This is a genomic window from Streptomyces sp. NPDC055506, from assembly GCF_053643595.1.
This window is the reverse complement of record NZ_JBSHKH010000104.1, coordinates 1-23,947: the sequence shown is the minus strand read 5'-3', so window position 1 is coordinate 23,947 and position 23,947 is coordinate 1. Positions and strand designations below refer to the sequence as shown.

At 70.9% G+C, this 23,947-nt stretch carries 19 protein-coding genes and 1 pseudogene; 13 read left to right on the top strand and 7 right to left on the bottom strand.

The window, feature by feature from the left end; translation table 11 throughout:
* Positions 1 to 7 precede the first annotated feature (7 nt).
* Positions 8 to 484: a hypothetical protein gene (locus ACWIF2_RS30290; RefSeq protein ID WP_454363985.1), complete on the bottom strand. Its 477-nt coding sequence runs from the start codon at positions 482 to 484 to the stop codon at positions 8 to 10.
* Between the two features lie 140 nt (positions 485 to 624).
* Here ACWIF2_RS30290 and ACWIF2_RS30285 point away from each other — a divergent pair, with 140 nt between their 5' ends.
* The 3 genes from ACWIF2_RS30285 to ACWIF2_RS30275 are packed head-to-tail and all read left to right on the top strand — an operon-like array spanning position 625 to position 3,528.
* Positions 625 to 1,188, top strand: a complete 564-nt coding sequence (locus ACWIF2_RS30285; protein WP_454363984.1) for a hypothetical protein — start codon at positions 625 to 627, stop codon at positions 1,186 to 1,188.
* Positions 1,163 to 2,449 (top strand): ABC transporter substrate-binding protein, encoded by a 1,287-nt coding sequence (locus ACWIF2_RS30280; protein WP_454363983.1) that lies wholly within the window; start codon positions 1,163 to 1,165, stop codon positions 2,447 to 2,449. Before ACWIF2_RS30285 ends, ACWIF2_RS30280 begins: the two co-directional genes overlap by 26 nt.
* A 38-nt stretch (positions 2,450 to 2,487) precedes the next feature.
* Positions 2,488 to 3,528 carry a helix-turn-helix transcriptional regulator gene (locus ACWIF2_RS30275; protein ID WP_454363982.1) on the top strand — a complete coding sequence of 347 codons (1,041 nt, stop codon included), beginning with the start codon at positions 2,488 to 2,490 and terminating at the stop codon, positions 3,526 to 3,528.
* Here ACWIF2_RS30275 and ctaD read toward each other — a convergent pair.
* A pseudogene (gene ctaD, locus ACWIF2_RS30270) lies at positions 3,527 to 5,098 on the bottom strand (aa3-type cytochrome oxidase subunit I); the annotation flags it as partial. The gene ACWIF2_RS30275 and the pseudogene ctaD overlap by 2 nt on opposite strands.
* Positions 5,099 to 5,492: 394 nt before the next feature.
* Here ctaD and ACWIF2_RS30265 point away from each other — a divergent pair.
* On the top strand, positions 5,493 to 5,708 hold the full coding sequence (locus tag ACWIF2_RS30265) for an I78 family peptidase inhibitor (RefSeq protein WP_454363981.1): 216 nt from the start codon (positions 5,493 to 5,495) through the stop codon (positions 5,706 to 5,708).
* Between the two features lie 52 nt (positions 5,709 to 5,760).
* Here ACWIF2_RS30265 and ACWIF2_RS30260 read toward each other — a convergent pair whose 3' ends face one another.
* Together ACWIF2_RS30260 and ACWIF2_RS30255 are read right to left on the bottom strand one after the other, a co-directional pair.
* Positions 5,761 to 6,744 (bottom strand): phosphatase PAP2 family protein, encoded by a 984-nt coding sequence (locus tag ACWIF2_RS30260; protein WP_454363980.1) that lies wholly within the window; start codon positions 6,742 to 6,744, stop codon positions 5,761 to 5,763.
* Between the two features lie 227 nt (positions 6,745 to 6,971).
* Positions 6,972 to 8,186 carry a hypothetical protein gene (locus tag ACWIF2_RS30255; protein ID WP_454363979.1) on the bottom strand — a complete coding sequence of 405 codons (1,215 nt, stop codon included), beginning with the start codon at positions 8,184 to 8,186 and terminating at the stop codon, positions 6,972 to 6,974.
* Between the two features lie 263 nt (positions 8,187 to 8,449).
* Between ACWIF2_RS30255 and ACWIF2_RS30250 the strand changes: the two genes are divergently transcribed.
* Positions 8,450 to 10,060 carry an MFS transporter gene (locus ACWIF2_RS30250; protein ID WP_454363978.1) on the top strand — a complete coding sequence of 537 codons (1,611 nt, stop codon included), beginning with the start codon at positions 8,450 to 8,452 and terminating at the stop codon, positions 10,058 to 10,060.
* A gap of 298 nt (positions 10,061 to 10,358) precedes the next feature.
* Positions 10,359 to 11,549 (top strand): acyl-CoA dehydrogenase family protein, encoded by a 1,191-nt coding sequence (locus tag ACWIF2_RS30245; RefSeq protein WP_454363977.1) that lies wholly within the window; start codon positions 10,359 to 10,361, stop codon positions 11,547 to 11,549.
* Between the two features lie 52 nt (positions 11,550 to 11,601).
* Here the strand turns inward: ACWIF2_RS30245 and ACWIF2_RS30240 are convergent, their stop codons facing one another.
* A complete protein-coding gene (locus ACWIF2_RS30240) occupies positions 11,602 to 12,039 on the bottom strand; it encodes a cell division protein SepF (RefSeq protein ID WP_184597617.1) in 438 nt (145 codons plus the stop codon).
* Positions 12,040 to 12,336: 297 nt separating this feature from the next.
* On the opposite strand from ACWIF2_RS30240, the gene ACWIF2_RS30235 reads away from it, so the two are divergent.
* The 3 genes from ACWIF2_RS30235 to ACWIF2_RS30225 all read left to right on the top strand — a co-directional run bounded on the left by ACWIF2_RS30235 (position 12,337) and on the right by ACWIF2_RS30225 (position 16,153).
* A complete protein-coding gene (locus tag ACWIF2_RS30235; protein ID WP_454363976.1) occupies positions 12,337 to 13,530 on the top strand; it encodes a DUF5685 family protein in 1,194 nt (397 codons plus the stop codon).
* Between the two features lie 187 nt (positions 13,531 to 13,717).
* A complete protein-coding gene (locus tag ACWIF2_RS30230; protein ID WP_454363975.1) occupies positions 13,718 to 14,623 on the top strand; it encodes a S1 family peptidase in 906 nt (301 codons plus the stop codon).
* 447 nt (positions 14,624 to 15,070) lie between these two features.
* On the top strand, positions 15,071 to 16,153 hold the full coding sequence (locus ACWIF2_RS30225; RefSeq protein ID WP_454363974.1) for a S1 family peptidase: 1,083 nt from the start codon (positions 15,071 to 15,073) through the stop codon (positions 16,151 to 16,153).
* A gap of 61 nt (positions 16,154 to 16,214) precedes the next feature.
* Here ACWIF2_RS30225 and ACWIF2_RS30220 read toward each other — a convergent pair whose 3' ends face one another.
* Positions 16,215 to 17,243, bottom strand: coding sequence for a DUF3533 domain-containing protein (locus ACWIF2_RS30220; protein ID WP_454363973.1), 1,029 nt, complete (start codon positions 17,241 to 17,243; stop codon positions 16,215 to 16,217).
* 154 nt (positions 17,244 to 17,397) lie between these two features.
* Between ACWIF2_RS30220 and ACWIF2_RS30215 the strand changes: the two genes are divergently transcribed.
* The gene (locus ACWIF2_RS30215; protein ID WP_454363972.1) at positions 17,398 to 20,913 is read left to right on the top strand and encodes a DNA polymerase III subunit alpha; all 3,516 of its coding nucleotides are present in this window, start codon (positions 17,398 to 17,400) and stop codon (positions 20,911 to 20,913) included.
* The gene (locus ACWIF2_RS30210; RefSeq protein ID WP_454363971.1) at positions 20,910 to 21,893 is read left to right on the top strand and encodes a DNA polymerase Y family protein; all 984 of its coding nucleotides are present in this window, start codon (positions 20,910 to 20,912) and stop codon (positions 21,891 to 21,893) included. The genes ACWIF2_RS30215 and ACWIF2_RS30210 overlap by 4 nt, the downstream gene beginning before the upstream one ends.
* Positions 21,894 to 21,909: 16 nt before the next feature.
* On the opposite strand, the gene ACWIF2_RS30205 is transcribed toward ACWIF2_RS30210, so the two are convergent.
* Positions 21,910 to 22,284 (bottom strand): cupin domain-containing protein, encoded by a 375-nt coding sequence (locus ACWIF2_RS30205; RefSeq protein WP_454363970.1) that lies wholly within the window; start codon positions 22,282 to 22,284, stop codon positions 21,910 to 21,912.
* 106 nt (positions 22,285 to 22,390) lie between these two features.
* Between ACWIF2_RS30205 and ACWIF2_RS30200 the strand changes: the two genes are divergently transcribed.
* Both ACWIF2_RS30200 and ACWIF2_RS30195 read left to right on the top strand, forming a co-directional pair.
* A complete protein-coding gene (locus tag ACWIF2_RS30200; protein ID WP_454363969.1) occupies positions 22,391 to 22,837 on the top strand; it encodes a MarR family winged helix-turn-helix transcriptional regulator in 447 nt (148 codons plus the stop codon).
* 174 nt (positions 22,838 to 23,011) lie between these two features.
* Complete coding sequence (locus tag ACWIF2_RS30195; protein ID WP_454363968.1) at positions 23,012 to 23,872, top strand: esterase/lipase family protein; 861 nt, start codon at positions 23,012 to 23,014, stop codon at positions 23,870 to 23,872.
* The last annotated feature ends 75 nt before the right edge of the window (positions 23,873 to 23,947 follow it).

Genomic DNA, 23,947 nt, shown 5'->3' with positions numbered 1-23,947 from the left:
GCCGGGCTCAGTCGGTTTCCCCGGTGGGCTCGCAGATCGGGCAGGGGCCCAGTTCACCGCTCGCCACCAGCTTGGAGTCCACCGGGACCGCCTCCGCCTTGCCCGCGACCAGCGGGCAGTCCGCGCGGTGCCACAGCGTGCCGCCCGGCACCATCAGCTGCTCGCCGCTGACCGCCAGGGGCGCGAGGGAGGCCTGCCCGGTCTCGTCCGTGTCAGGGGGTTCGGCGGCCACCAGCAGGCCGTACAGCTCCTCCATACGCGCGGCGGCGATCGAGCCTCGGCCGTGGGCCAGCAGCACCGCCCCGGAGACGATCAGCGCGGCGCCGGGGACCGTGCAGGAGGCGAGATAGGGAAGCTGCCGTTCCGCGAAGCGCTCGCCGGAGACGCCGTACCAGCCGACGACGCACAGCACCGCGCCCGCGGCCAGCGCGGCCCAGCCGGTCCACAGAACGGGGTGCACGGTCCGCAGTCGGCTTGTCCGCATCGCTGGCTCCCACACGTCGGTTGGGCTGTGTGCCTGGCTGCCTGTTCAAGTCCGGCGATCGCTTGCACTATGCCCTGTGGAAGCTGACCCTGAAAGCACCGGGCGCACATGGCCCGGACCGACACCCGGTGGTGAGCCAGATGGTTCTCGGCAGCGACCTCAGGCGGGGTAAAGCGACAGAGGGCCCGCGAGCCGCGGGACGGGGCACGGCGATCGCGGCCGCCCTGGTCCTGGCCCTCGCCCCGGCCCTCGCGGCGTGCAGTGACGACAGCGGCGGCGGCAGCGAGACCACGCCGCCCACACCGACCACGGAGCGGACCGCGAGCGCGCCGGCCAGCGCACCGGCGGACCGGGCCGCGGCCGAACAGGAGATCAAGCAGAACTGGGAGACGTTCTTCGACCCGAAGACCTCGACCGAGGACAAACAGGCCGTCCTGGAGAACGGCGACCGGATGGGCCCGGTCCTCCAGGCCTTCAGCGGTGACGAGCGCGGCGGACAGGTCCAGGCGAAGGTCACCAAGATCGAGTTCACCTCGGCGACCGAGGCGAACGTGACGTACACGCTCACCCTGAAGGGCGCCACCGCTCTGCCGGACGCCTCCGGGACAGCCGTCGAGCAGGAGGGCACCTGGAAGGTGTCCGTCAAGACGCTGTGCTCGCTGGTGCAGATGAGCGGCAATGGGTCGCCGGTCCCGGGCTGCTGAGATATTCGCCGCGGTGCTGCTGCTCGCCCTGAGCGCGGCCTGCGGCAGCCGGCTCCCGGAGAGCGACTTCGAGCGCGACGACCGCACCCCGGCCCCGCGCGACTCCGCGCCCCTGCGGGTCGGCATCATCACCAGCGCCACCAGCCCGGTCGGCGGCAGTGCCTTCACGGGCCCGCGCGACGGCGCCCAGGCCTGGTTCGACCGGCTCAACGCGCGCGGGGGCATCGACGGCCGCCGCGTCGAAGTGCGCCTGTGCGACGACGGAGGCAGCGGCGTCGGCAACAACGAGTGCGTGCACAAGCTGGTCGAGGAGGACGATGTCGTCGCCCTGGTCGCCACCACCGCCCTGGACTACGCGGGCGCCTCCCGGGTCTCCCGCGCGCGTGTGCCCGACATCGGCGGCCAGCCCATCGGCGGCGCCTACGACACCTACCCGCACCTCTACGGCATCTACGGCAGTCTCGCGCCCCGCGACGGCACCACCGGCTGGGACGGCAAGCTGTACGGCGGCACCGAGGTCTACCGCTACTTCAAGCGCGAGCACGGCGCCCGCACCGCCGCCGTCGTCTCCTACAACCAGTCCGCGTCCGCCGCCTACGCCCGGCTCGTGGAGCGGGGCCTGCGCGCCGAGGGCTACAAGGTCGTCACCGAGCAGGTCGACTTCGCGCTGCCCAACTTCCGCGCCGTCGCGGCTGACCTGAAGGAACAGGGCGCCGACCTGGTCTTCGACGCCATCGACTCGCACGGCAACGCCCGGCTCTGCCAGGCCATGGACGAGGTCGGCGCCCATGTCACCGCCAAGGTGACCAACGTGCAGAACTGGACGTCCACCGTCCCCGACGACTACGAGGACGCCCCGCGCTGCCGCAACGCCCTCTGGGCGACCGGCTCCAGCCGAGACTTCGACGACACCGGCCACCCGGCCGTGCGGGAGTTCCGCGAGGCGACGAAGGACCTGAAGACGCACTCCCAGTGGCAGCTGGAGGGGTGGGCCGCCGCACGCTGGTTCACGGACGCGGCGAAGTCCTGCGCGAAGACGGGCATCACGCGCGCGTGCGTCGACGGCTACATGGACCGCAGCCAGGGCTACACGGCGGGCGGACTGCTCCTGCCCGTCGCGTTCCAGCGGCTCGCCGAGCCCCCGAAGACCCGCGAGACCTGTCTGTCGGTGGCCCGCTGGCAGGACGGCGAGGGCTGGGTCGGCCAGGGCGACATGAACCGCACCTGCTTCGACGTACCGCAACTGGCGTACGAGCCTTGAGGACAGCGGCTGTCCTCAAGGGCTGGCAGACTCGCCCCATGTTGGAGACCTCGGCACGCCTGCTGCGACTGCTGTCCCTGCTCCAGGCCCACCGCGAATGGTCCGGCGCCGACCTGTCCGAGCGGCTCGGCGTCAGCGCCCGCACCCTGCGCCGCGACGTCGACCGGCTGCGCGGGCTCGGCTACCCGGTCAACGCCAGCCCCGGCACGGGCGGCGGCTACCAGCTGGGCGCCGGCGCCGAACTCCCGCCGCTGCTGCTGGACGACGACGAGGCCGTGGCGGTGGCGGTCGGGCTGCGCACGGCCGCCGGGCAGGGCATCGAGGGCATCGGCGAGACCTCGGTACGGGCCCTCGCCAAGCTGGAACAGGTGCTGCCCAACCGGCTGCGCCGCCGGGTGGGCGCCCTCAACGCCTTCACCGTGCCGATGCTGCGCGGCCCCGTGCCCGACGCCGTCGACCCCGTCCTGCTGACCGAGCTCGCCCACCTCTGCCGGGACGCCGAACGGCTGCGCTTCGAGTACCGCGGCCACGACGGCACCCTCACCCGCCGCAGCGTCGAACCGCACCGCCTGGTGTGCACCGAACGCCGCTGGTACCTGGTCGCCTGGGACCTGGAGCGGGAGGACTGGCGCACCTTCCGCGTGGACCGCATCACGCCGAAGCCGCCGCACGGCCCCCGCTTCGCGCCGCGCGAGCCGCCCGCCGAGGACCTGGCCGCCTATGTCTCCCAGGGCGTCTCCACGCGCGTGTACGCCGCCCACGCCGTAGTGCGGCTCCTGGCACCCCTGGAGGAGGCCGCCGCCCACATCTCACCCTCCGCCGGGGTGCTGGAGGCCGAGGGCCCCGGCAGCTGCCTGCTGCGCTGCGGCGCCGGCAGCCTCGACGTGATGGTCATCCACGTCGTGATGCTGGGCTTCGACTTCGAGGTGCTGGAGCCGGTGGAGCTGATCGAGGCGGTCAGGAGGACTCGCGACCGGCTTGATGCCGCTTTGGCTCGGGCTGCGCAGTCACCGCCGCGTACTCCGGATGGTGCAGATCGAACGCCGGCGACTCGGACCGGATCCGGGGCAGCGTCGTGAAGTTGTGCCGGGGCGGCGGGCAGGAGGTGGCCCACTCCAGGGAGCGGCCGTAGCCCCAGGGGTCGTCGACCTCGACCTTCCGGCCGTACTTGGCGGTCTTCCACACGTTGTAGAGGAACGGCAGCGTCGACATACCGAGCAGGAACGCGCCGATCGTCGAGACGGTGTTGAGCGCGGTGAACCCGTCAGCGGCCAGGTAGTCCGCGTACCGGCGGGGCATGCCCTCGGCGCCCAGCCAGTGCTGCACCAGGAACGTGGTGTGGAAGCCGACGAAGAGCACCCAGAACTGGATCTTGCCGAGCCGCTCGTCGAGCATCTTCCCGGTGAACTTCGGCCACCAGAAGAAGAAGCCGCCGAAGATCGCGAAGACGACGGTCCCGAAGACGACGTAGTGGAAGTGCGCGACCACGAAGTACGAGTCCGTCACCTGGAAGTCCATCGGCGGCGACGCCAGGATCACCCCGGTCAGCCCGCCGAACAGGAACGTCACCAGGAAGCCCGTCGCCCAGAGCATCGGGGTCTCGAAGGACAGCGAGCCCTTGAGCATGGTGCCGGTCCAGTTGAAGAACTTCACTCCCGTCGGCACGGCGATCAGGAAGCTCATGAGGGAGAAGAAGGGCAGCAGCACCGCGCCCGTGGCGAACATGTGGTGCGCCCACACGATCATCGACAGACCGGTGATCGCCATCGTCGCGCCGACCAGCGTCAGATAGCCGAACATCGGCTTGCGGCTGAAGACCGGGATGATCTCCGTGATGATCCCGAAGAACGGCAGCGCGATGATGTACACCTCGGGATGCCCGAAGAACCAGAACAGGTGCTGCCACAGGATCGCCCCGCCGTTGGCCGCGTCGAAGACCTGCGAGCCGAACCGCCGGTCCGCCTCGAGCACCAGCAGCGCCGCCGCCAGCACCGGGAACGCCATCAGGATCATGATCGACGTGAACAGCGTGTTCCAGACGAAGATCGGCATCCGGAACATCGTCATGCCGGGGGCGCGCATCCCGATGATGGTGGTGATGAAGTTGACCGCGCCGAGGATCGTGCCGAACCCGGACAGCGCCAGGCCCATGATCCACAGATCGGCCCCGAGGCCCGGCGTGCGCTCCGCGCTGTTGAGCGGGGCGTAGGCGGTCCAGCCGAAGTCCGCCGGACCGGAGGGCACCAGCAGCGAGCCGAGCACGATCAGCCCGCCGAACAGGAACAGCCAGTACGAGAGCATGTTCAGCCGGGGGAAGGCGACGTCGGGCGCGCCGATCTGGAGCGGCATCAGCTCATTGGCGAAGCCCGCGAAGGTCGGCGTCGCGAACAGCAGCAGCATGATCGTGCCGTGCAGCGTGAACGCCTGGTTGAACTGGGTGTTGTCGATGATCTGGAGTCCCGGGCGGGCCAGCTCGGCGCGCATCAGCAGCGCCATCACCCCGGCGACCAGGAAGAAGAGGAACGACGTGATCAGGTAGAGGTGGCCGATCTTCTTGTGGTCCGTGGTCGTCAGCCAGTCGACCACCACCCGCCCGTGCCGCGTCCTCGGCGCGGTCCGCGCCGTCGCCTGTGCGGTCTGCGTCCCCATCGCTCGCTCGCCCCTTCGCTCATCGCGCACCGGGCCCGCCGAAGCCCGCGCCGCGGGTGCCCGCGAGCTCACGCCATGATGCTCGGGTCACCGCGCGCTCCGACAGGGGCGTATCGGCCTCTCCGTGCCCGATCCACGCATTTCCTGTGCGGCGCCGGCTCGGCCGGACCGGTGGTGGCGCCGGAATGGAATGGAACTCCGGGGGTACTTCTCCCGGAACTTTCCGCCGGGCTTTTCCAGGAGCTCATGTGACACGCGGGAATTCCGATCGAATGCCTGCGGAAGGCCTACGGAACCGCTCGTCCGGGTGACGGAGAGCGCCGGAAACAGCTGTCGTGATCTTGTGACAGAAGTGTGACCGGGGCCGGACAGCCACCGGGGGTAGCGTGGCGGCATGGCATCGATTCCGACACCTTCCGCGGAACCCGACGACAGCCCGGACACCTATGTCGGCCTGGCGGCCGGCCGGGCCGAAGACCTCGCGCGTGAGCGCGGCTGGCAGACGGTGCGCTCGCTGCCGCCGGGGGCGATCATCACGATGGAGTACCGCGTGGGACGGCTGAACTTCGAGGTGAGGGACGGCCGGGTGGCGCGGGCCTGGAAGGGCTGAGACATGGCGAAGGCCCCGGTTCCGCTCCGGAACCGGGGCCTTCGTGTGCCCGTCAGGGGTGGGCCGAGGACGCCGAGCCGCGTGGCAGCCGCTCCGGGTGCGGCGGGCGGCGGCTGCCGGCCGGGGTCACCGGGGCGCGCTCCGAGCGGGCCGTGTGCGGCCCCGGGGCCAGATAGGCCGGGGCCCGGGGCGAACGGGCCGCGACGTCGTCCCGGTCGGCGGGCAGCGGCGTGACCGCCACGGGCGGCGTGCTGACCGGGACGGGAACCGCACTGCTCCGGCGGGACCGCCAGCGGTCGCGAAGCTCGAAGATCCTGGCCTCGGCACGGGCGATCAGCGGCTCGAACCACGGCAGGGCGAGCATGATCAGCAGTCCCGCGACCCAGCCGAGGAGCACATCGCTCAGCCAGTGCGTACCCAGGTAGACGGTGGCCAGCCCGACGCCGAGCGAGGTCACGGCGGACACGGCGGACAGCCAGCGCTGCGCTCTCGCGCTGGAAGCCAGGTAGGCCAGGATTCCCCAGGTCACCACGGCGTTGGCGGTGTGACCGCTCGGAAATATATCGCCGCCGCGCCACATCTCGTTGGAGCCGATCACGGTCGCGTAGTGCGGTCCCAGGCGGCCCATGCCGTACTTGGCGGCGCCGACCGTGATGTTCAGCAGCAGCAGTGAGACACCGAGGGCGAGCATCGGACGCAGGGTGTGCTGCCGCCACGAGCGCCAGCCCAGCCAGGCCGCGACCATCACCGCGGTCGGGCCGCGCTGGCCGAGCACCACGTAGTAGTCGACGAACCAGTGGATCTCCGACCACTGCTGGTACGGCCGGAAGAACATGACCTGCCAGTCGAGCCGGACCAGCCAGGACGTGATCACCACGGCCCACACGATCGCGCCGTAGAACGCCGCGGTGGCGGCGACGAGCACGATGCGGTGCCTGCTCATCTTCGGCACATCGATGTGGGCGGGTCGTTCCGGCTCACGATCCAGCCGGGCGAACACCCGGTCCAGACGGGTGAGCTTCGGTTCGGTACGCACCCAATCGACGTTACAGCGAGTGAGCTCTGATGCCGGGCGAATCAACGGCTTTGTGATGACGATGTGATGTGGGATTCCTCTCAGGAGGAGGTTTATTTCCACCGAATCCGCAATCGTCGGCCGCTGTGGCCTTCAATTCCTTTGATCATTCCGGATGGGGGTTTTATTGCGCTTTTGAATTCGTTCACCGGAGCATGGCGCGGAATTCCCCCGCTGCTCACAGCGGGTCAGGGTGGACCGGAGCCGTTCAGCCAGAACGCCCCGTACGCGGCGGAGGCTGCCGCCACCGACCCCAGCACCAGCGCTGACCTGCGCGTACGCAGCCGGGCGACGGTCAGCGCAAGGGGCAGCAGCAGCGGGAAGGCGGGCACCAGCAGGCGCGGTTTCGAGCCGAAGTAGCTCGACGCGCACAGCGCGAGCGCCACGACGACCCCGGTGTAGACCAGCAGCGGGAGCGGCTGGCGCTGACGTACCCCGACCACATACAGCCAGATGACTGACGCGACCCCGACGATCAGCCCGACGCCGGCCAGGGCCGAGGGGAACGACGTGAACTTCTCGGCGACGAACCGGGCGAAGGCGTAACCGCCGTCGAAGCCGTTGCGCCACCCGGCCTGCACGTCGAGATAGCCGAGTGGCCCCTTGCCGGTGTGGTGGCCGACCCACAGTACGTAGCCCGCTGTGCCGAGGGGGGCCAGCAGCATGCCGAGGACACGAGAGGCGTCGGCCGAGGCGAAGGCGACAGGTGTCGAGGCGGGGGCGCTCGGCGTGGTCCGCGCGCCGTCCGGCTCGCTCGCGCGTCGGTCCCGCACGAAAGAGACCAGGGCGGTCACCCACACCGCCGCCACCACCGCCAGACCCACCGGACGGGTCAGCCCCGCCAGCAGGGCCAGCCCGCCCGCCAACGGCCAGCGGCCGGTCAGGACCGCGTACAGCGCCCAGGCCGCGAGCGCCGTGAACAGGGACTCGCTGTACGCCATCGACTGCACGATCCCGACCGGGAGCACGGCCCACAGCAGCACCGCGCACACCCCGGCCCGGCGGCCGTACACATGGTCGGCCACCGCGAAGATCCCCCAGGCCGCGGCGAGGGAGGCGAACAGACTGACGAGGAAACCCCCGTCCGCGTACGACAGCGGGGACACCGCCGTCACCAGCCGCTCCAGCCAGGGCAGCAGCGGGAAGAACGCGAGATTGGAGTGCACATCCCCGTTCGCCAGGCGCACCTCGTAGCCGTAGCCGAGCTCGGCGACCCGGGTGTACCAGAGTGAGTCCCAGCGGGCGGTCAGCAGCGTGTACGCGTTCTTGTCCCGCGCCGCGCTCCACAGGGCCAGGGCGACCAGGCCCAGGGCGCGCACGGCCGCGTACCCCAGCAGGGCCGGGGCCGCCCGGCGCAGCGCCCCGGCGCGGGACGGAGCCGCGCGCGTCTCGAGATCGGTCACGCGCCCGATTATCGACCCGCGGCGGAACCGGACGGCCGGCCGGGGCGTGGTCGACGCAGAGGGGAGTGGCGTACGCCACATCGTTCCGACGGGACTGTGAGAGGTCCGCCACTAGGCTCCGGCGGGGACTCGCGTACGCTGACGTGTCACTCGCTTTTCGTTTGCGCGGGCCGGAGACCACCGCTCCTCTCCGGCCGAGTCGCGGGGGCGTCCCCCACCCCGTGAGCCCGCCGATCGCGAGGGAACATCTGGGAGGTACGTACATGTCCGGGACGACCACGGCTGCCGCTGCGCTGCGCCGTCGGGCGGCCGGGGCCGGTGCCAACCGCTGGGTGGTTCTCGTCGTCCTCTGCGTCAGCCTGCTGCTGGTCGCCGTCGACGCCACCGTGCTGCACGTGGCGGTCCCCGCCGTCACCGAGGACCTGAAGCCCGGCGGTATCGAGCTGCTCTGGATCGTCGACATCTACCCGCTGGTCTGCGCCTCGCTGCTGATCCTCTTCGGCACGCTGGGCGACCGCGTCGGCCGTCGAAGGGTCCTGCTCCTCGGGTACGCGCTCTTCGGCGTCGCCTCGGGCCTCGCGGCCCTGGCGGACAACGCCCAGGTACTGATCGTGGCGCGGGCGCTGCTCGGTGTGGGCGGCGCGATGATCATGCCCGCGACCCTGTCGATCCTGCGGCAGGTCTTCCCGGACCGGCGCGAGCGGGCGCTCGCGATCGGTATCTGGAGCGCCGTGGCCGCGGTGGGCGCGGCGGTCGGACCGCTGCTCGGCGGCTTCCTGCTGGAGCACTTCTGGTGGGGTTCGGTCTTCCTCGTCAACATTCCGTTGATGCTGGTCAGCCTTCCGGTGGGGCGGCTGCTGCTGCCCGAGTCGAAGGGTGACGGCACCGGCCCCTGGGACGTCGTCGGCGCCCTGATGGCGGCGGCCGGGCTGTTCGGCGTGGTGCTGGGCGTCAAGAGGCTCGGGGGCGGGGAGCCGGTGTGGAGCATGTTCACCGTGCTGCCGCTGGTCCTGGGCGCGGCGCTGCTGGTGGCCTTCGTACGGCGGCAGCGGCGGCGGGCGTCTCCGCTGGTCGACCTCAAGATGTTCGCCCGGCCGGCGTTCAGTACGTCCGTCGGCTGCATCGTGCTGGCGATGCTCGCGCTGGTCGGTCTCGAGCTGATCGCGGCGCAGTACCTCCAGCTGGTGCTCGGGCTGTCGCCGCTGGAGACGGGGCTGCGGCTGCTGCCGCTGACGTTCGCCGCGATGGCGGCCGGACTGGCCGGTGCGCGGATGCTGCGGCGGTTCGGGCCGCGGCGGATGGTGAGCGTCGGGTTCTGCCTCACGGCGTTCGCGGTGCTGCTGCTGACGGCGCTGGGCCGGACGGACGACTGGGAGCTGATGCTGGCCGCGTTCGTGCTGCTGGGCTTCGGGCTGGAGACGACGCTGTTCGGGGCGTACGAGTCGATGCTGAGCGAGGCGCCGCAGGAGCAGGCCGGCGGGGCTGCGGCGATCGGGGAGACGTCGTACCAGCTCGGGGCGGGGATCGGGATCGCGCTGCTCGGCAGCGTGATGAACGCGGCGTACGCGCCCGGCTTGTCGGGTGTCTCGGGGGTGCCGGAGTCGGCGTCCTCCTCGGCGGGGCATTCGCTGGGGGAGGCCTACGAGGTCGCCGCGCAGCTGGGCGGGTCGGCCGGGGCCGCGCTGCGGCATGCCGCCCGGGACGCGTTCGTGCACGGGCTGCATGTGACGTTGCTGGTGAGCGCGGGGTTGTTGCTGCTCGGGGCGGCGATGGCGTTGCGGTTGCCGCGGGTCATGCAGTGCGAGGAGGCGGGTGCGGGGGCTGTGGAGGTGCCTGCACAGAGGGACGCCGCGGAGTCGCGCGTCTCCGTGTAGGTCGCCCACCCACGCGCCGCCCGTAACTGCCGACCGAGGGGTCCGGGTCGCCCGTGGGGGCGGGGCGCCGTCCGCGGCTTGCGGGCGGCTCGGGTCTGAGGGCCCTGGGGGAACAAGAATCCGCTCCCTCGTGGGGTGCGCCCGGGGTGACCCTCGAGCGCCCGCAGCCGCCGATGGTGCTCCGCCCCACGGGCGACCTTCCCTCGTCAGTTGGCAGCTACGGGTGGTGCATGGGCGGGTCGGCGTCGTAGCGTCTTGGTTAGCGGTGCTAGTTAAAGAGACCTCGGAGGGTGTCGTCATGTCCGTGTCGTCCAAGTTGCCACCCTTCGACCCTGCCGACCCCCTCGGTCTCGACGACCTGCTGGACGCGGAGGACCTCGGGATCAGGGACACCGTCCGGGCCTGGGCCGCGGACCGGGTGCTGCCGTATGTGGCCGACTGGTACGAGAAGGGGGAGCTGCCGGAGATCCGGGAGCTGGCCCGCGAGCTCGGGGGGCTCGGCGCGCTCGGGATGTCACTGAGCGGGTACGGGTGCGCCGGCGCCTCCGCCGTGCAGTACGGGCTCGCCTGTCTGGAGCTGGAGGCCGCCGACTCCGGTATCCGGTCCCTCGTCTCCGTGCAGGGCTCCCTCGCCATGTACGCCATCCACCGGTTCGGGAGTGAGGCGCAGAAGCGGGAGTGGCTGCCCCGTATGGCCTCCGGCGAGGTCATCGGGTGCTTCGGGCTCACCGAGCCCGATCATGGGTCCGATCCCGCCTCCATGCGGACGTACGCCAAGCGCGACGGCTCCGACTGGGTGCTCAACGGGCGCAAGATGTGGATCACCAACGGCTCGGTTGCCGGTGTCGCCGTCGTGTGGGCCCAGACCGAGGACGGCATCCGGGGATTCGTCGTGCCGACCGGCACCAGCGGATTCTCGGCGCCGGAGATCAAGCACAAGTGGTCCCTGCGCGCCTCCGTCACCAGCGAACTCGTCCTCGACGACGTACGACTGCCCGCCGACGCCGTACTTCCGGAGGGCGCCGGCCTGCGCGGACCGCTCAGCTGTCTGTCCCACGCCCGGTACGGAATCGTCTGGGGCGCCATGGGCGCGGCCCGCAGTTCCTTCGAGGCCGCGGTCGACTACGCGAAGTCGAGGGAGCAGTTCGGGCGGCCCATCGGCGGCTTCCAGCTCACCCAGGCCAAACTCGCCGACATGGCGGTCGAACTGCACAAGGGGATTCTGCTCGCCCATCATCTGGGGCGGCGTATGGACGCCGGCCGCCTGCGTCCCGAGCAGGTCAGCTTCGGCAAGCTCAACAACGTACGAGAAGCGATCGAGATCTGCCGCATGGCCCGCACCATTCTCGGCGCCAACGGGATCTCGCTCGAATACCCCGTGATGCGGCACGCGACCAACCTCGAGTCGGTGCTCACCTACGAGGGCACCGTCGAGATGCACCAGCTCGTGCTGGGCAAGGCACTCACCGGACTCGACGCCTTCCGGTAGACGCCGTCCGGTGAAATCCGCGCGGGGGCAGGGCCGGGTGAGCGGCCCTGCCTCAGCTCTGGTTGAAGAAGCCGTCCGTGCGGTGCCCGGCCGGGTCGCCGTTCACGATCTCCGTGTTGGCCGGGGTCAGCAGGAACACGCGGGTGGACACCCGCTCGATCGAACCCCGCAGGCCGAAGATCAGCCCGGCCGCGAAGTCGACCACGCGCTTGGCGTCGGCGGCGTCCATGGCCGTGAGGTTCATGATGACCGGCACGCCCTCGCGGAACAGCTCGCCGATCGCGCGGGCGTCCCGGAAGCTGTCCGGGGTCACCGTGCCGATGCGACGGCCTCTCTCCTCGGCGACGTCCGAGGCCACCTTGACACGCGGATCGGTGACCCAGGCCTCCCCGGACTCGGTCCCGTCGGAGTAGTCGTCGTCGTAGTAACGCTCGTCTTCGTTGTCGTCGACGAGGCCAAGCCAGGCACTTGCCTTGCGTACCGATCCCATGGACGCCTCCTCTCACAGCGGTCTTTCTGCTTTCCGCATCCCTATGGTCGTCCATGATGCGGATGGCGCGCCAAGTGGATAGACGCCGCACGGGGGGTTTGTGACGGTACTGGTGCACAGCGATTCCGTCGAGAGTCCGTGTTTCCCAAGGGCCTTGTCGTAAACGACTGCTGACTGTGAGTGAAATATGATTCTTCACGGCGTACGGGTGATGGGCAGTGCGTACGGGTGAACGGGTTGGCCGATACTATGCGGCGCCCAAACATCGTACGGAGCGCGGGGGACGTCGTGTTCGGAATGGTCAGGCCCTGTCGGCATCGCCTCGGTGAGAGTCTCACCGCTCAGTGGATGGCGCATTTGTGTGGGCTGTGTCTCGCATTGCGCGGGGATCACGGGCAGCTCGCACGCATCGTGACGAACTATGACGGGCTTCTCGTCTCCGTATTGACGGAGGCTCAGACACGCCCTGTGACCGGCGCGTCGGGTGTGGGACGGCGTACGGCGGGTCCGTGTCCGCTGCGCGGGATGCGCACCGCCTCCGTCGCGCACGGTGAGGGAGCGCGGCTCGCGGCGGCCGTGTCGCTGGTGCTCGCCTCCGCCAAGGTGCGCGACCATGTCGCCGACGGCGACGGGCTGCTGGCCCGGGCGCCGGTGGCGCGTGCCGCGCGCCGGGTCGCGGCGGGCTGGGACCGGGCCGGGGCCCGGACCGGCTCCGCCGTCGGGTTCGACACGGCCGTCCTGGTCGATGCCGTGGACCGGCAGGGCGGCATCGAGGCGCTCGCCGGGCCCGGGACACCGCTCCTGACGGTGACCGAACCGACCGAGACCGCGACCGCCGCCGCCTTCGCGCACACGGCGGTCCTCGCCGGCCGGCCGTACAACGCCGGGCCGCTCGCCGAGGCGGGGCGCCTCTTCGGGCGGCTCGCCCATCTCCTGGATGCCGTGGAGGACCGGCACGCTGACGCCGCGTCAGGCGCCTGGAACCCGATCACCGCGACCGGCACCTCCCTCGTGGAGGCCCGGCGGCTCGCCGACGACGCGGTGCACGGCGTCCGGCTGGCGCTGCGGGAGGCGGAGTTCACCGACGGGCGGCTGGTGCACCGGCTCCTCGTGCACGAGCTGCGTACCTCCGTCGACCGCGCCTTCGGCACGACCGCCTGCGCCCACACCGCCGGTCCCGAGGCGGCCGGTCCCCACGCGCCGCCCGGCACCGGCGCACCGGGCGGTCCAGGCGCCCCGTCGCCGCCGGAGCCGCCGCGCGGCAACCGGCGCGGGCTGCTCGCCGGGTGCGCGGTGTGGCTCGGGCTCGCCTGTACGTGTCAGATGTGCTGCGGCACGTACCAGGATCCGTGGACGGGCGAGCGCAAGGAAGGGCAGTGCGGCAATTGCGACTGCAGCGGATGCGGGGACTGCTGCAGTTGCTGCGACTGTTGCAGTAACTGCTGTGACAACTGCGGCTGCGACGGCTGCGACTGCGGCTGCAACTGCTGAGGCGCTGTCAGGAAAGGTTGACGGCTGAAAGGCCCTCTTGCGCCTACCGGCCGTTCGGCCGAATACTCCCCCACAGCGCTTGTCAGGGGCACGGCGTGTTCGGGAACCGGACGCGCGGTCCCAGGCTGCGCCTCACGGGCCCGAGACCCCACGAGGGCCCCCTACTTCCCCTGTGGAGGAACGAAAAGTGAGGATCAAGCGCACCACCCCCCGCAGCGGCATTTCGAGACGGACCCGGCTGATCGCCGTTTCCACCGGCCTCGTCGCCGCCGCAGCGATCGCGATCCCCAGCGCGAACGCGTCCGACACCCCCACCACCTTCAGTGCCGCCGAGCTCAAGAGCGCGAGCGGCTCGATACTGAAGGCCGACGTCCCGGGCACCGCCTGGGCGGTCGACAGCAAGAACAACCAGCTGCTCGTGACCGTCGACAGCACGGTCACCCAGGCCGAGATCGCGAAGATCAAGCAGCAGGCCGGCGCCAACGCCGACGCGCTCACGATCAAGCGCACCCCCGGCAAGTTCAACAAGCTCATCCAGGGCGGCGACGCCATCTATGCGAGTAGCTGGCGCTGCTCCCTCGGCTTCAACGTCCAGAACAGCAGCGGTCAGCAGTTCTTCCTGACCGCCGGTCACTGCACCGACGGCGCGGGCACCTGGTACTCCAACTCCGGCCGGACCACGGTCATCGGCTCGACCGCCGGCTCCAGCTTCCCGGGCAACGACTACGGCCTCGTGCGCTACAGCGGGTCCGTCAGCCGGCCCGGCACCGCGAACGGCGTGGACATCACGCGCGCCGCCACCCCGAGCGTGGGCACCACCGTCATCCGCGACGGCTCCACGACCGGTACGCACAGCGGCCGGGTCACCGCCCTCAACGCCACCGTCAACTACGGCGGCGGCGACATCGTCTCCGGCCTGATCCAGACCACCGTCTGCGCCGAGCCCGGTGACTCCGGCGGCTCGCTCTACGGCAGCAACGGCACCGCGTACGGTCTGACCTCCGGCGGCAGCGGCAACTGCTCCTCCGGCGGTACGACGTTCTTCCAGCCCGTCACGGAGGCCCTGAGCGCCTACGGGGTCAGCGTGTACTAAGCCCTACCGGGCAGCAGTAGGCGGCGTTTGTGCCCCCGCACGCATTGCGTGCGGGGGCATTCCTTTGTGGGGTGGGGCAGTTTGTGGCTGCTTGTCATGCCTTAGGGAGAGTGCGGTGAAAGATAAGCCAATGTCCGCCCCTCGGATGCCGATTGGGGCCACTTGGTTGGGTGATTTTCAGCCATGGCCAGACCTCGCAGAGTGCACGCACATTACTCACGCGTAATGTTTGCAGTGTGAACGCGTGTGAAGCGCGTGCGAGTTGGGTCCGATTTGACCGTGCGCGGTCAAAATGTGGGGGCGCGGGGCCGGCAATCTACGCGCGTCCTGAACTCGACCTTGTGTGCTCCCCGTTGTCCTCGGAATAGTGGGCGCTCGTCAACAAGGCCTTCCGGCCCGCGAGGTCCCCACAACCTCCCGGGTCGACCCCCCACAGGAGGACATGAGTTGAAGCACCGACGCATACCCAAGCGACGTGCAGCCCTGGCAGGTGCGGGTGTCGCCGCACTGGTCGCCGCTGGAGTGACCTTCCAGTCTGCGAACGCCAGTGAGCCCGCGAAGGCCTCCGAGCCCGAGACCCTGTCGGTCTCCGCGGCCGGAAAGCTCGCCTCGACGCTGGCCAAGGACCTGGGCGCCGACTCGGCCGGTACGTACTACGACACCAAGAGCAAGAACCTCGTGGTGAACGTGCTCGACGAGGCCGCGGCCAAGGCCGTCGAGAAGGCCGGCGCCAAGGCGAGAGTCGTGGCGAACTCTCTCGCCGAACTGAAGAGCGCCCGCGGCACGCTGAAGGCGGACGCGACGATCCCGGGTACCGCCTGGGTGACCGACCCCACCACGAACAAGGTCGTCGTGACCGCCGACCGCACGGTCTCCAAGGCCGAGTGGGCGACGCTGACGAAGGTCGTCGACGGGCTCGGGACGAAGGCCGAACTGAAGAGGTCGAAGGGGGAGTACAAGCCCTTCATCGCCGGTGGCGACGCGATCACCGGTGGCAGCGGCCGCTGCTCGCTCGGCTTCAACGTGGTCAAGGGCGGCGAACCGTTCTTCCTGACCGCCGGGCACTGCACCGAGGGCATCTCCACCTGGTCGGACTCCAGCGGCAAGGAGATCGGCACCAACGCGGACTCCAGCTTCCCGGACAACGACTACGGGCTGGTCAAGTACACCGCCGAGGTGGCTCACCCGAGCGAGGTGAACCTCTACAACGGCTCGACCCAGAAGATCTCGGGTGCCGCCGAGGCGACCGTCGGCATGGAGGTCACCCGGAGCGGGTCGACCACCCAGGTGCACGACGGCAAGGTCACCGGGCTGGACGCCACCGTGAACTACGGCAACGGCGACATCGTGAACGGCCTGGTCCAGACCGATGTCTGCGCCGAGCCCGGCGACAGCGGCGGCTCGCTGTTCTCCGGCGACAAGGCGATCGGGCTCACCTCCGGTGGCAGCGGTGACTGCACCGCCGGTGGGGAGACGTTCTTCCAGCCGGTGACCGAGGCGCTGTCGGCGACCGGTACCGAGATCGGCTGACACACGCACTGCTTCGCGAAGTCCCGCCCCTTGTGTGAGGGGCGGGGCTTTCGCGTGTGTCCTACGGCTCGTGCGCCGGGAGCGGAATGGCCGCTCGCTTTCGCAGCGCGGCGGCCGCCAGTGTGAGGGCCGCTCCCACCACCGCCCAGGCGGCCAGCACCAGGAGTGATGTGGTCATGGCGTTGTTCTCGAAGTAGGCGATCGAGCGGGTGGCCCAGGTGCCCGCCCCCGGGGGGAGTGCCGGGCCGATCGCCTTCCAGAAGGGCGGCAGCAGGGGCGGGGGGAGGGCGCCGCCGGCGCTCGGGTTGCCGAGGATCACCACCAGCAGGATCACCAGGCCGATACCGATCGTGCCGAAGATGCCCTGGAGCGCGAGGGTGGCCGCGCCCACGGCGAAGATGATCAGCGTGCCCAGGCCCCAGAGGGCTGCCGTGCTGCCGGGGAGGGCGTCCAGGATCGGGCCGGCGATGAGGGCTCCGCCCAGGCCGCCGGTGATCGCGACCAGCGCCATGACCGCCAGGCGGATCGCGGCGCGTTCGGGGTTGGACGGTTTCGCTCCCGCGCTGATGGCCAGGGCTGCGGCGCCCAGATAACCGCCCACGCACCAGCCGACCACCAGGTAGAAGGACGAGAGCCCGTTGGGGTCGTGGGCGGCGGACGGGATGACGTCGACCGTGCGGAGTCTGCGGTTCTCCGATTTCTCCAGCGTGGTGACGAGGGTCGTCAGGGTGCTGGCGAGGACCCTGCCGCCGCCGGAGGCCACGAGGAGGGTGTCGGTGCCCGCCGGGTCGATGATCAGGGCGCCGTCGATGTCCCGGCTCATGATCTGGTTCCGGGCCGCGGCCGCGTCGGGCAGTGCGCGGGGGTCCAGCGGGGAGCCGGGCAGCCGTTCCAGTCGGGTCACCGCTTGTGCGGAGGCGGCCTGGGGGGCGACCACCGCGAAGGGCACGTCCTTGGGTTTCGGGTCGTGCAGTGCCCCCACGTAGGACGCGATGAAGAGCAGCTGGAGGGCGATCACTCCGACGATGAGCAGGGTGGCCCGCGGGGTGACGGCGTCTTTCACCTCGCTGAGGAACGAGCTGTGCGGCATGCCTCCACGGTCGGGGGCCGCCGGGTGTTTCCGCAGGTGGGGCGGGGCCGAACGGATGTCGCACACACATTCGAAAATTGGTCTATGGTGGGGGTGAGGTAGCTGGGAACAGATGTTCGAGAGCTGGTGTGGCTCACGAGTGCGGGAGGTGCGTGTGCCGGGGTTCACGCATCTGCACACCGTCTCCGGATTCTCGTTGCGATATGGAGCCTCGCATCCGGAGCGGCTGGCCGAGCGTGCCTCCGAGCGGGGCATGGACGCCCTGGCTCTCACCGATCGCGACACGCTCGCCGGTGCCGTCCGGTTCGCGAAGGCCAGTGCGAAGGCGGGGGTCCGTCCGGTGTTCGGAGCGGATCTGGCGGTGGCGGGCGCCCAGGCCCCGGAGAGCGGTGACCGGCGGGGGCGCCGTCGGACTCCGGTGCGGGGCGGGGCCTTCGTCGACGAGTCGGCTCCCCGCGTGATCTTTCTCGCCCGGGACGGTGCCCGGGGATGGGCTGAACTGTGCCGGCTGGTCTCGGCGGCGCACGCGGGGGAGGGGCCTACGCCTCTGCTGCCCTGGGAGCACCGGCACGCCGAGGGGCTGACCGTGCTGCTCGGGCCCGAGTCGGACGTAGGGCGCGCCCTGGCCGCGGGGCGTCCCGACCGTGCGGCGCGGCTGCTTGTGCCCTGGCGCGAGGTCTACGGCGACGATCTGCGGCTGGAGGCCGTCTGGCATGGCCGAAAAGGTACGGGTCCGGGGTCCCTGAGGCTGGCCGCCCGTACCGTCGGGTTCGCCGCCGAGCAGCGGATCCGGCCCGTGCTCAGCAACGCCGTACGGTACGCCGACCCGGGGCTGGGTCCGGTCGCCGACGTCCTGGACGCCGCCCGGCGACTGGTGCCCATCGACCCGGCCAAGGAGCTGGACTCCGGCGAGGCCTGGCTCAAGGGGGCGGGGGCCATGTTCGGGGCGGCGGAGCGGATCGTGGAGGCCGCGGGGTTCCGGCGGGACACCGCTCATCGGCTGGTGGAACAGACCGAGGCCACGGCCGCCGAGTGCCTGGTCGACCCCGAGGACGACCTCGGGATCGGTACCGTCCACTTCCCCGAGCCGCAGCTGGTCGGCGCCGGGCGTCGTACCGCCCAGCGGACGCTGGCCTCGCGGGCGGCGGCGGGGATGGTGCTGCGCGGGTACGACCGGCGGCGGGAGTACTGGGAGCGGATGCACCATGAGCTGGACATCATCGCCCATCACGGCTTCGCCTCGTATTTTCTGACCGTCGCCCAAGTGGTCGACGATGTCCGGGGGATGGGGATCCGGGTTGCCGCCCGGGGGTCCGGGGCGGGGTCGCTCGTCAACCATCTGCTCGGGATCGCACACGCCGATCCGATCGAGCACCGGCTGCTGATGGAGCGGTTCCTGTCGAAGGAGCGGGTCGTGCTGCCCGACATCGACATCGACGTGGAGTCCGCGCGCCGGCTGGAGGTCTACCGCGCGATCATCGGCCGGTTCGGTACCGAGCGAGTCGCGACGGTCGCGATGCCGGAGACGTATCGCGTGCGGCACGCGATCCGGGACGTGGGGGCCGCCCTGTCCATGGACCCGGCCGAGATCGACCGGGTCGCCAAGTCCTTCCCCCACATCCGGGCGCGGGATGCCCGTGCGGCGCTGGAGGAGCTGCCCGAGCTGCGCGCCCTGGCCGGGGAGAAGGAGAAGTACGGGAGGCTGTGGGAGCTGGTCGAGGGGCTGGACGCCCTGCCGCGCGGGGTGGCCATGCATCCGTGCGGGGTGCTGCTGTCGGACGCCTCGCTGCTCGCGCGTACGCCGGTCATGCCGACCAGCGGCGAGGGCTTTCCGATGTCGCAGTTCGACAAGGACGACGTCGAGGACCTCGGGCTGCTCAAGCTGGACGTGCTGGGTGTGCGGATGCAGTCGGCGATGGCGCACGCGGTGGCTGAAGTGGAGCGGGTGTCGGGTGTCCGGGTCGACTTGGACACCCTGCCGCCGGGGGATCCGGAGACGTACCGGCTGGTGCGGTCCGCCGAGACGCTCGGGTGCTTCCAGATCGAGTCGCCGGGCCAGCGGGACCTGGTCGGGCGACTCCAGCCGGCCACGTTCCACGATCTCGTCGTCGACATCTCGCTGTTCCGGCCCGGGCCGGTCGCCGCCGACATGGTGCGGCCGTTCATCGAGGCGCGGCACGGGCGGGCGCCGATCCGTTATCCGCATCCGGATCTGGAGGGGCCGCTGAAGGAGACGTACGGGGTCGTCGTCTTCCACGAGCAGATCATCGACATCGTCGACATCATGACCAGGTGCGGGCGTGGTGAGGCGGACCGGGTGCGGCGGGGGTTGTCGGATCCGGAGTCGCAGGGGCGGATCAAGGTGTGGTTCGCGCAGCACGCGGCGGCCCGGGGCTATGACGCGGAAACGATTCAGCGGACCTGGGAGATCGTCGAGGCCTTCGGGTCGTACGGCTTCTGCAAGGCGCACGCGGTCGCCTTCGCCGTGCCGACGTACCAGTCGGCGTGGCTGAAAGCGCATCACCCCGCTGCTTTTTACGCCGGGCTGCTCACCCATGACCCGGGGATGTATCCGAAGCGGCTGCTGCTGGCGGACGCGCGGCGGCGGGGCGTGCCGGTGCTGCCGTTGGATGTGAACGCGTCGGGGATCGCACACCGTATCGAACTGGTGTCCGGTAGTTGGGGGCTGCGGCTGGCTCTCTCCGATGTGCACGGCATCAGCGAGGCCGAGGCGGCGCGCATCGCCGAGGGGCAGCCGTACGCCTCGCTGGTCGACTTCTGGGAGCGCGGCAGGCCCAGCCGCCCGCTGGCCCAGCGGCTCGCACAGGTGGGGGCGCTGGACGCGTTCGGCGCCAACCGCCGTGATCTGCAACTGCATCTGACCGAGCTGCACCGGGGCGCGCGGGGCGCGGGCGGTGGCCAGCTCCCGATGGCCGGAGGGCGGGAGACCGCCCCGGCCGGGCTGCCCGACCTCACCTCGTCGGAGCGGCTCAGTGCGGAACTCGGCGTGCTGTCCATGGACGCCTCACGCAATCTGATGGACGACCACCGGCAGTTCCTCGACGAGCTGGGCGTGGTCTCGGCGCGGCGGCTGCGCGAGGCCCGGCACGGGGAGACGGTGCTGGTCGCGGGCGCCAAGGCGGCCACCCAGACACCGCCGATCCGGTCCGGCAAGCGGGTCATCTTCTCCACCCTGGACGACGGCACGGGCCTGGTCGACCTCGCCTTCTTCGACGACTCCCACGACGCCTGCGCCCACACCGTCTTCCACTCCTGGCTGCTGCTGGTGCGCGGGGTGGTGCAGCGGCGCGGCCCGCGCAGCCTCAGCGTGGTGGGCGCCGCCGCCTGGAACCTCGCGGAACTGCTGGAGGTGCGCCGGGAGGAGGGCCTCGAGGGGGTCGCGGCCCGGCTGGCCGGCGGCGGTGACGCCGGGGGCGATTCCGGTGGCGACGGTGAGGACGACGGCGAGGGGGCGGCGCGCCGGCGGCTCGCCGGGTCGGAGGGGGCACCGGCACCGGCGGGCTCCGCGGCCCAGGATCCGATGGAGCAGCGGAAGATCCGCATGCCCACGGGGTACGAGATGCACCCCTGGGCCGATCTGCGTCCCGCGGGCGAAGGGCCCGCGGTGGGACGGAAGTTGTGGCACCAGAGTCCGGGGAGTGCGGGATGACCATCCTCTGTGTACGTTTCCAGCTGCCTCCGACGCGTGAGGCCGATCTGCCCAGACTGCTCGGGATGCTCGAGGAGTTCACGCCCGTCGTCCAGGCCCTGCCACCGGACGGCGCACTGGCCGACCTGCGGGGCGCCGAGCGGTACTTCGGGCGGGACGCCGTCGAACTGGCCTCGGTGATCCGGGTGCGGTCGCTCGCACTGCACGGCGTCGACTGTGTGATCGGCGCCGGGCCCGGGCCGATGCTGGCCCGTGTGGCGCTGGGCGACGCCGTGCCCGGGATGACGTCCGTGGTGCCCGAGGGGCGCGATGCCATCGCGGAGTTCCTCGCGGCCAAGCCCGTCGCCGCGCTGCCCGGCGTCGGCAGCAGGACCGCCCGTACGCTGGGCGACTACGGCCTCGACACCCTCGGCCTGGTCGCCGCCGCGCCGCTGTCCACGCTCCAGCGGCTGGTCGGCGCGAAGGCCGGCCGCGAGCTGCACGAGAAGGCGAACGGCGTCGACCGCGGCCGGGTCGTCCCGAACGCCGTATCCCGCTCGCTCGCCACGGAACGCCCCTTCGGGCGCGACGAACTGGACCCGGACCGGCACCGCCGGGCGCTGCTGTCGGCCGCCGAGGAGATCGGCGCCCGGCTGCGGGCCCTGGACAAGGTCTGCCGCACGCTCACCCTCACCGTGCGCTACGCCGACCGGTCAGCCACCACCCGCAGTCGCACACTGACCGAACCGACCGCGCACTCACCGGCGCTGACCAGGACCGCGTACGGCATGTACGAGGCGCTCGGGCTGCAGCGCGCCCGGGTGCGCGCGCTCGTCCTGCGCGCCGAGGGGCTCGACCCCGCCGACCAGGCCTCCTACCAGCTGACCTTCGATCCCGTGGACGAGCGGGTCCGCCGTATCGAGGAGGTCGCGGACCGCGCGCGAGCGAAGTTCGGGCCGCGGGCGGTGATGCCCGGGGGGCTAGGGGGACTGGCGGCGTGAATCCCTCCACGTGACGTCAGTTGGCCCACGGCGGCGCGATGCGGGTGCCGTCGGCCAGGCGTGCCTCCAGGCCGATGGAGGTGGTGACCCAGGAGTACGCGGTCCGGCCGGTCGGGTTCTCCACGGTCAGAGTGGCGCCGGGGTTGATGATCACCGTGTCGCCCGCCGTGATCCGGTCGGTGCGGCCGTCGAGGGTGATCAGCAGCTCGCCGTCGAGCAGATGGAAGATCTCCTCCCGGCTGACCGTGTGCGCGGGGGCCTTGAGACCGGCGGGAATCTCACCGCGCCAGGCGCACAACTCCTTGCTGCCGCTCAGCGGTGTGGCGTACGAGACGAAACGGGCACCGTGGATCTCGTGTGTCACGGCGTCCGAGGAGCGGATGACGGGCATGGCAGCCTCCGGTCGATCAGTTGGGTAAGTTCGGTCAGTTGGTCAAGCAGCTTGACTATATGGTCAAGCTGCTTGACCGTCACGTCAAGGGTGTTTCAATGCATGCGTGCAGAACTCCGAGGCCATGGCCCTGTCCGCCGCCCTGCTCGCCGCCGCCGGCGGGCTCACGCAGTGCATCCACGAGGGCGTGGTCGCGCGCGGCTTCGAGGGGTTGCGGCCCGCGCACGGCTTCGCCTTCGCCCGGCTGGCTCCCGACGGTGCGACGGTCACCGACCTCGCCGTCCATCTCGGCGTGACCAAGCAGGCCGCCAGTCAGCTCGTCGACGAGATGGTGCGCAAGGGCTATGCCGAGCGGCGGGCGCACCCCGGGGATGCGCGGGCGCGGCTGGTCGTCCTCACCGCGCGGGGGTGGGACTGCACGCGTGCGGCCGAGGAGGCGGCCGCGGAGGCGGTGCGGGAGTGGGGTGTGGTGCTGGGGGAGGGGGAAGCGCGGGTGCTGCGGGAGCAGTTGCTGCGGATCGCGCCGCAGGGTCCGGTGCGGCCCGCCTGGTGAGGGCGGTGGCAGGGGTGGGGCGGTCGGTGCTGGTTACCACCGGAAGTTTTTACTGACGCGTAACTTCCCAGGTTGGCTACTCGCCCGTAACTTGACGAGTGAACAGCATCCTCGTGATCCGGATCACAGGCGTCGTGCCGTCGCACTTCCCTTGACCCGCAAGGAGATCACTCGATGCTGCCCTGGAAACGAGTGCTCAGACCCCTGGCCGCGCTGCTGCTGACCGCCGCGGCCGTCACCGTCCCCGCCACCACCGCCCAGGCATCCGGCGCCCCGAGCTCCGGCTGGAACGACTACTCCTGCAAGCCGTCCGCCGCCCATCCCCGCCCCGTCGTCCTGGTCCACGGCACCCTCGGGAACTCCGTCGACAACTGGCTGGGCCTCGCCCCCTATCTGAAGGTACGCGGCTACTGCGTCTTCTCCCTCGACTACGGCCAGCTCGAGGGTGTCCCCTTCTTCCACGGCCTCGGGCCCGTCGAGAAGTCCGCCGGACAACTGAGGGACTTCGTCGACAAGGTGCTCGCCGCGACCGGCGCCGCCGAGACCGACGTCGTCGGACACTCGCAGGGCGGCATGATGCCCCGTTACTACCTGCGCTTCCTCGGCGGGGCGGCCAAGGTGAACGCCCTGGTCGGCATCGCGCCCTCCAACCACGGCACGACCCTGAGCGGCTTCACCAACCTGCTGCCCTACTTCCCGGGTGCCGCGGACCTGTTGGCGAAGAACACCCCCGCCCTCGCCGACCAGGTCGTCGGCTCCGACTTCCTCGAGCGGCTGAACGCGGGCGGCGACACCGTGCCCGGTGTGCGCTACACCGTCATCGCCACCAAGTACGACGAGGTGGTCACGCCGTGGCGCAGCCAGTATCTGAGCGGGCCGGACGTGCGCAACGTCCTGCTCCAGGACCTGTGCCCCGTGGACCTCTCCGAGCATGTGGCGATCGGGCTGTTCGACCGGATCGCCTTCCACGAGGTGGCCAACGCGCTGGATCCGGGGCGGGCGCGGCCCACCACCTGTGCTTCGGCGTTCGAATGACACGTGTAACGCTGACGCGACCACCGCTGACACGTGTCTGCCGACACGTGTAGGGGAAACGTTTCGGGGCCTGTC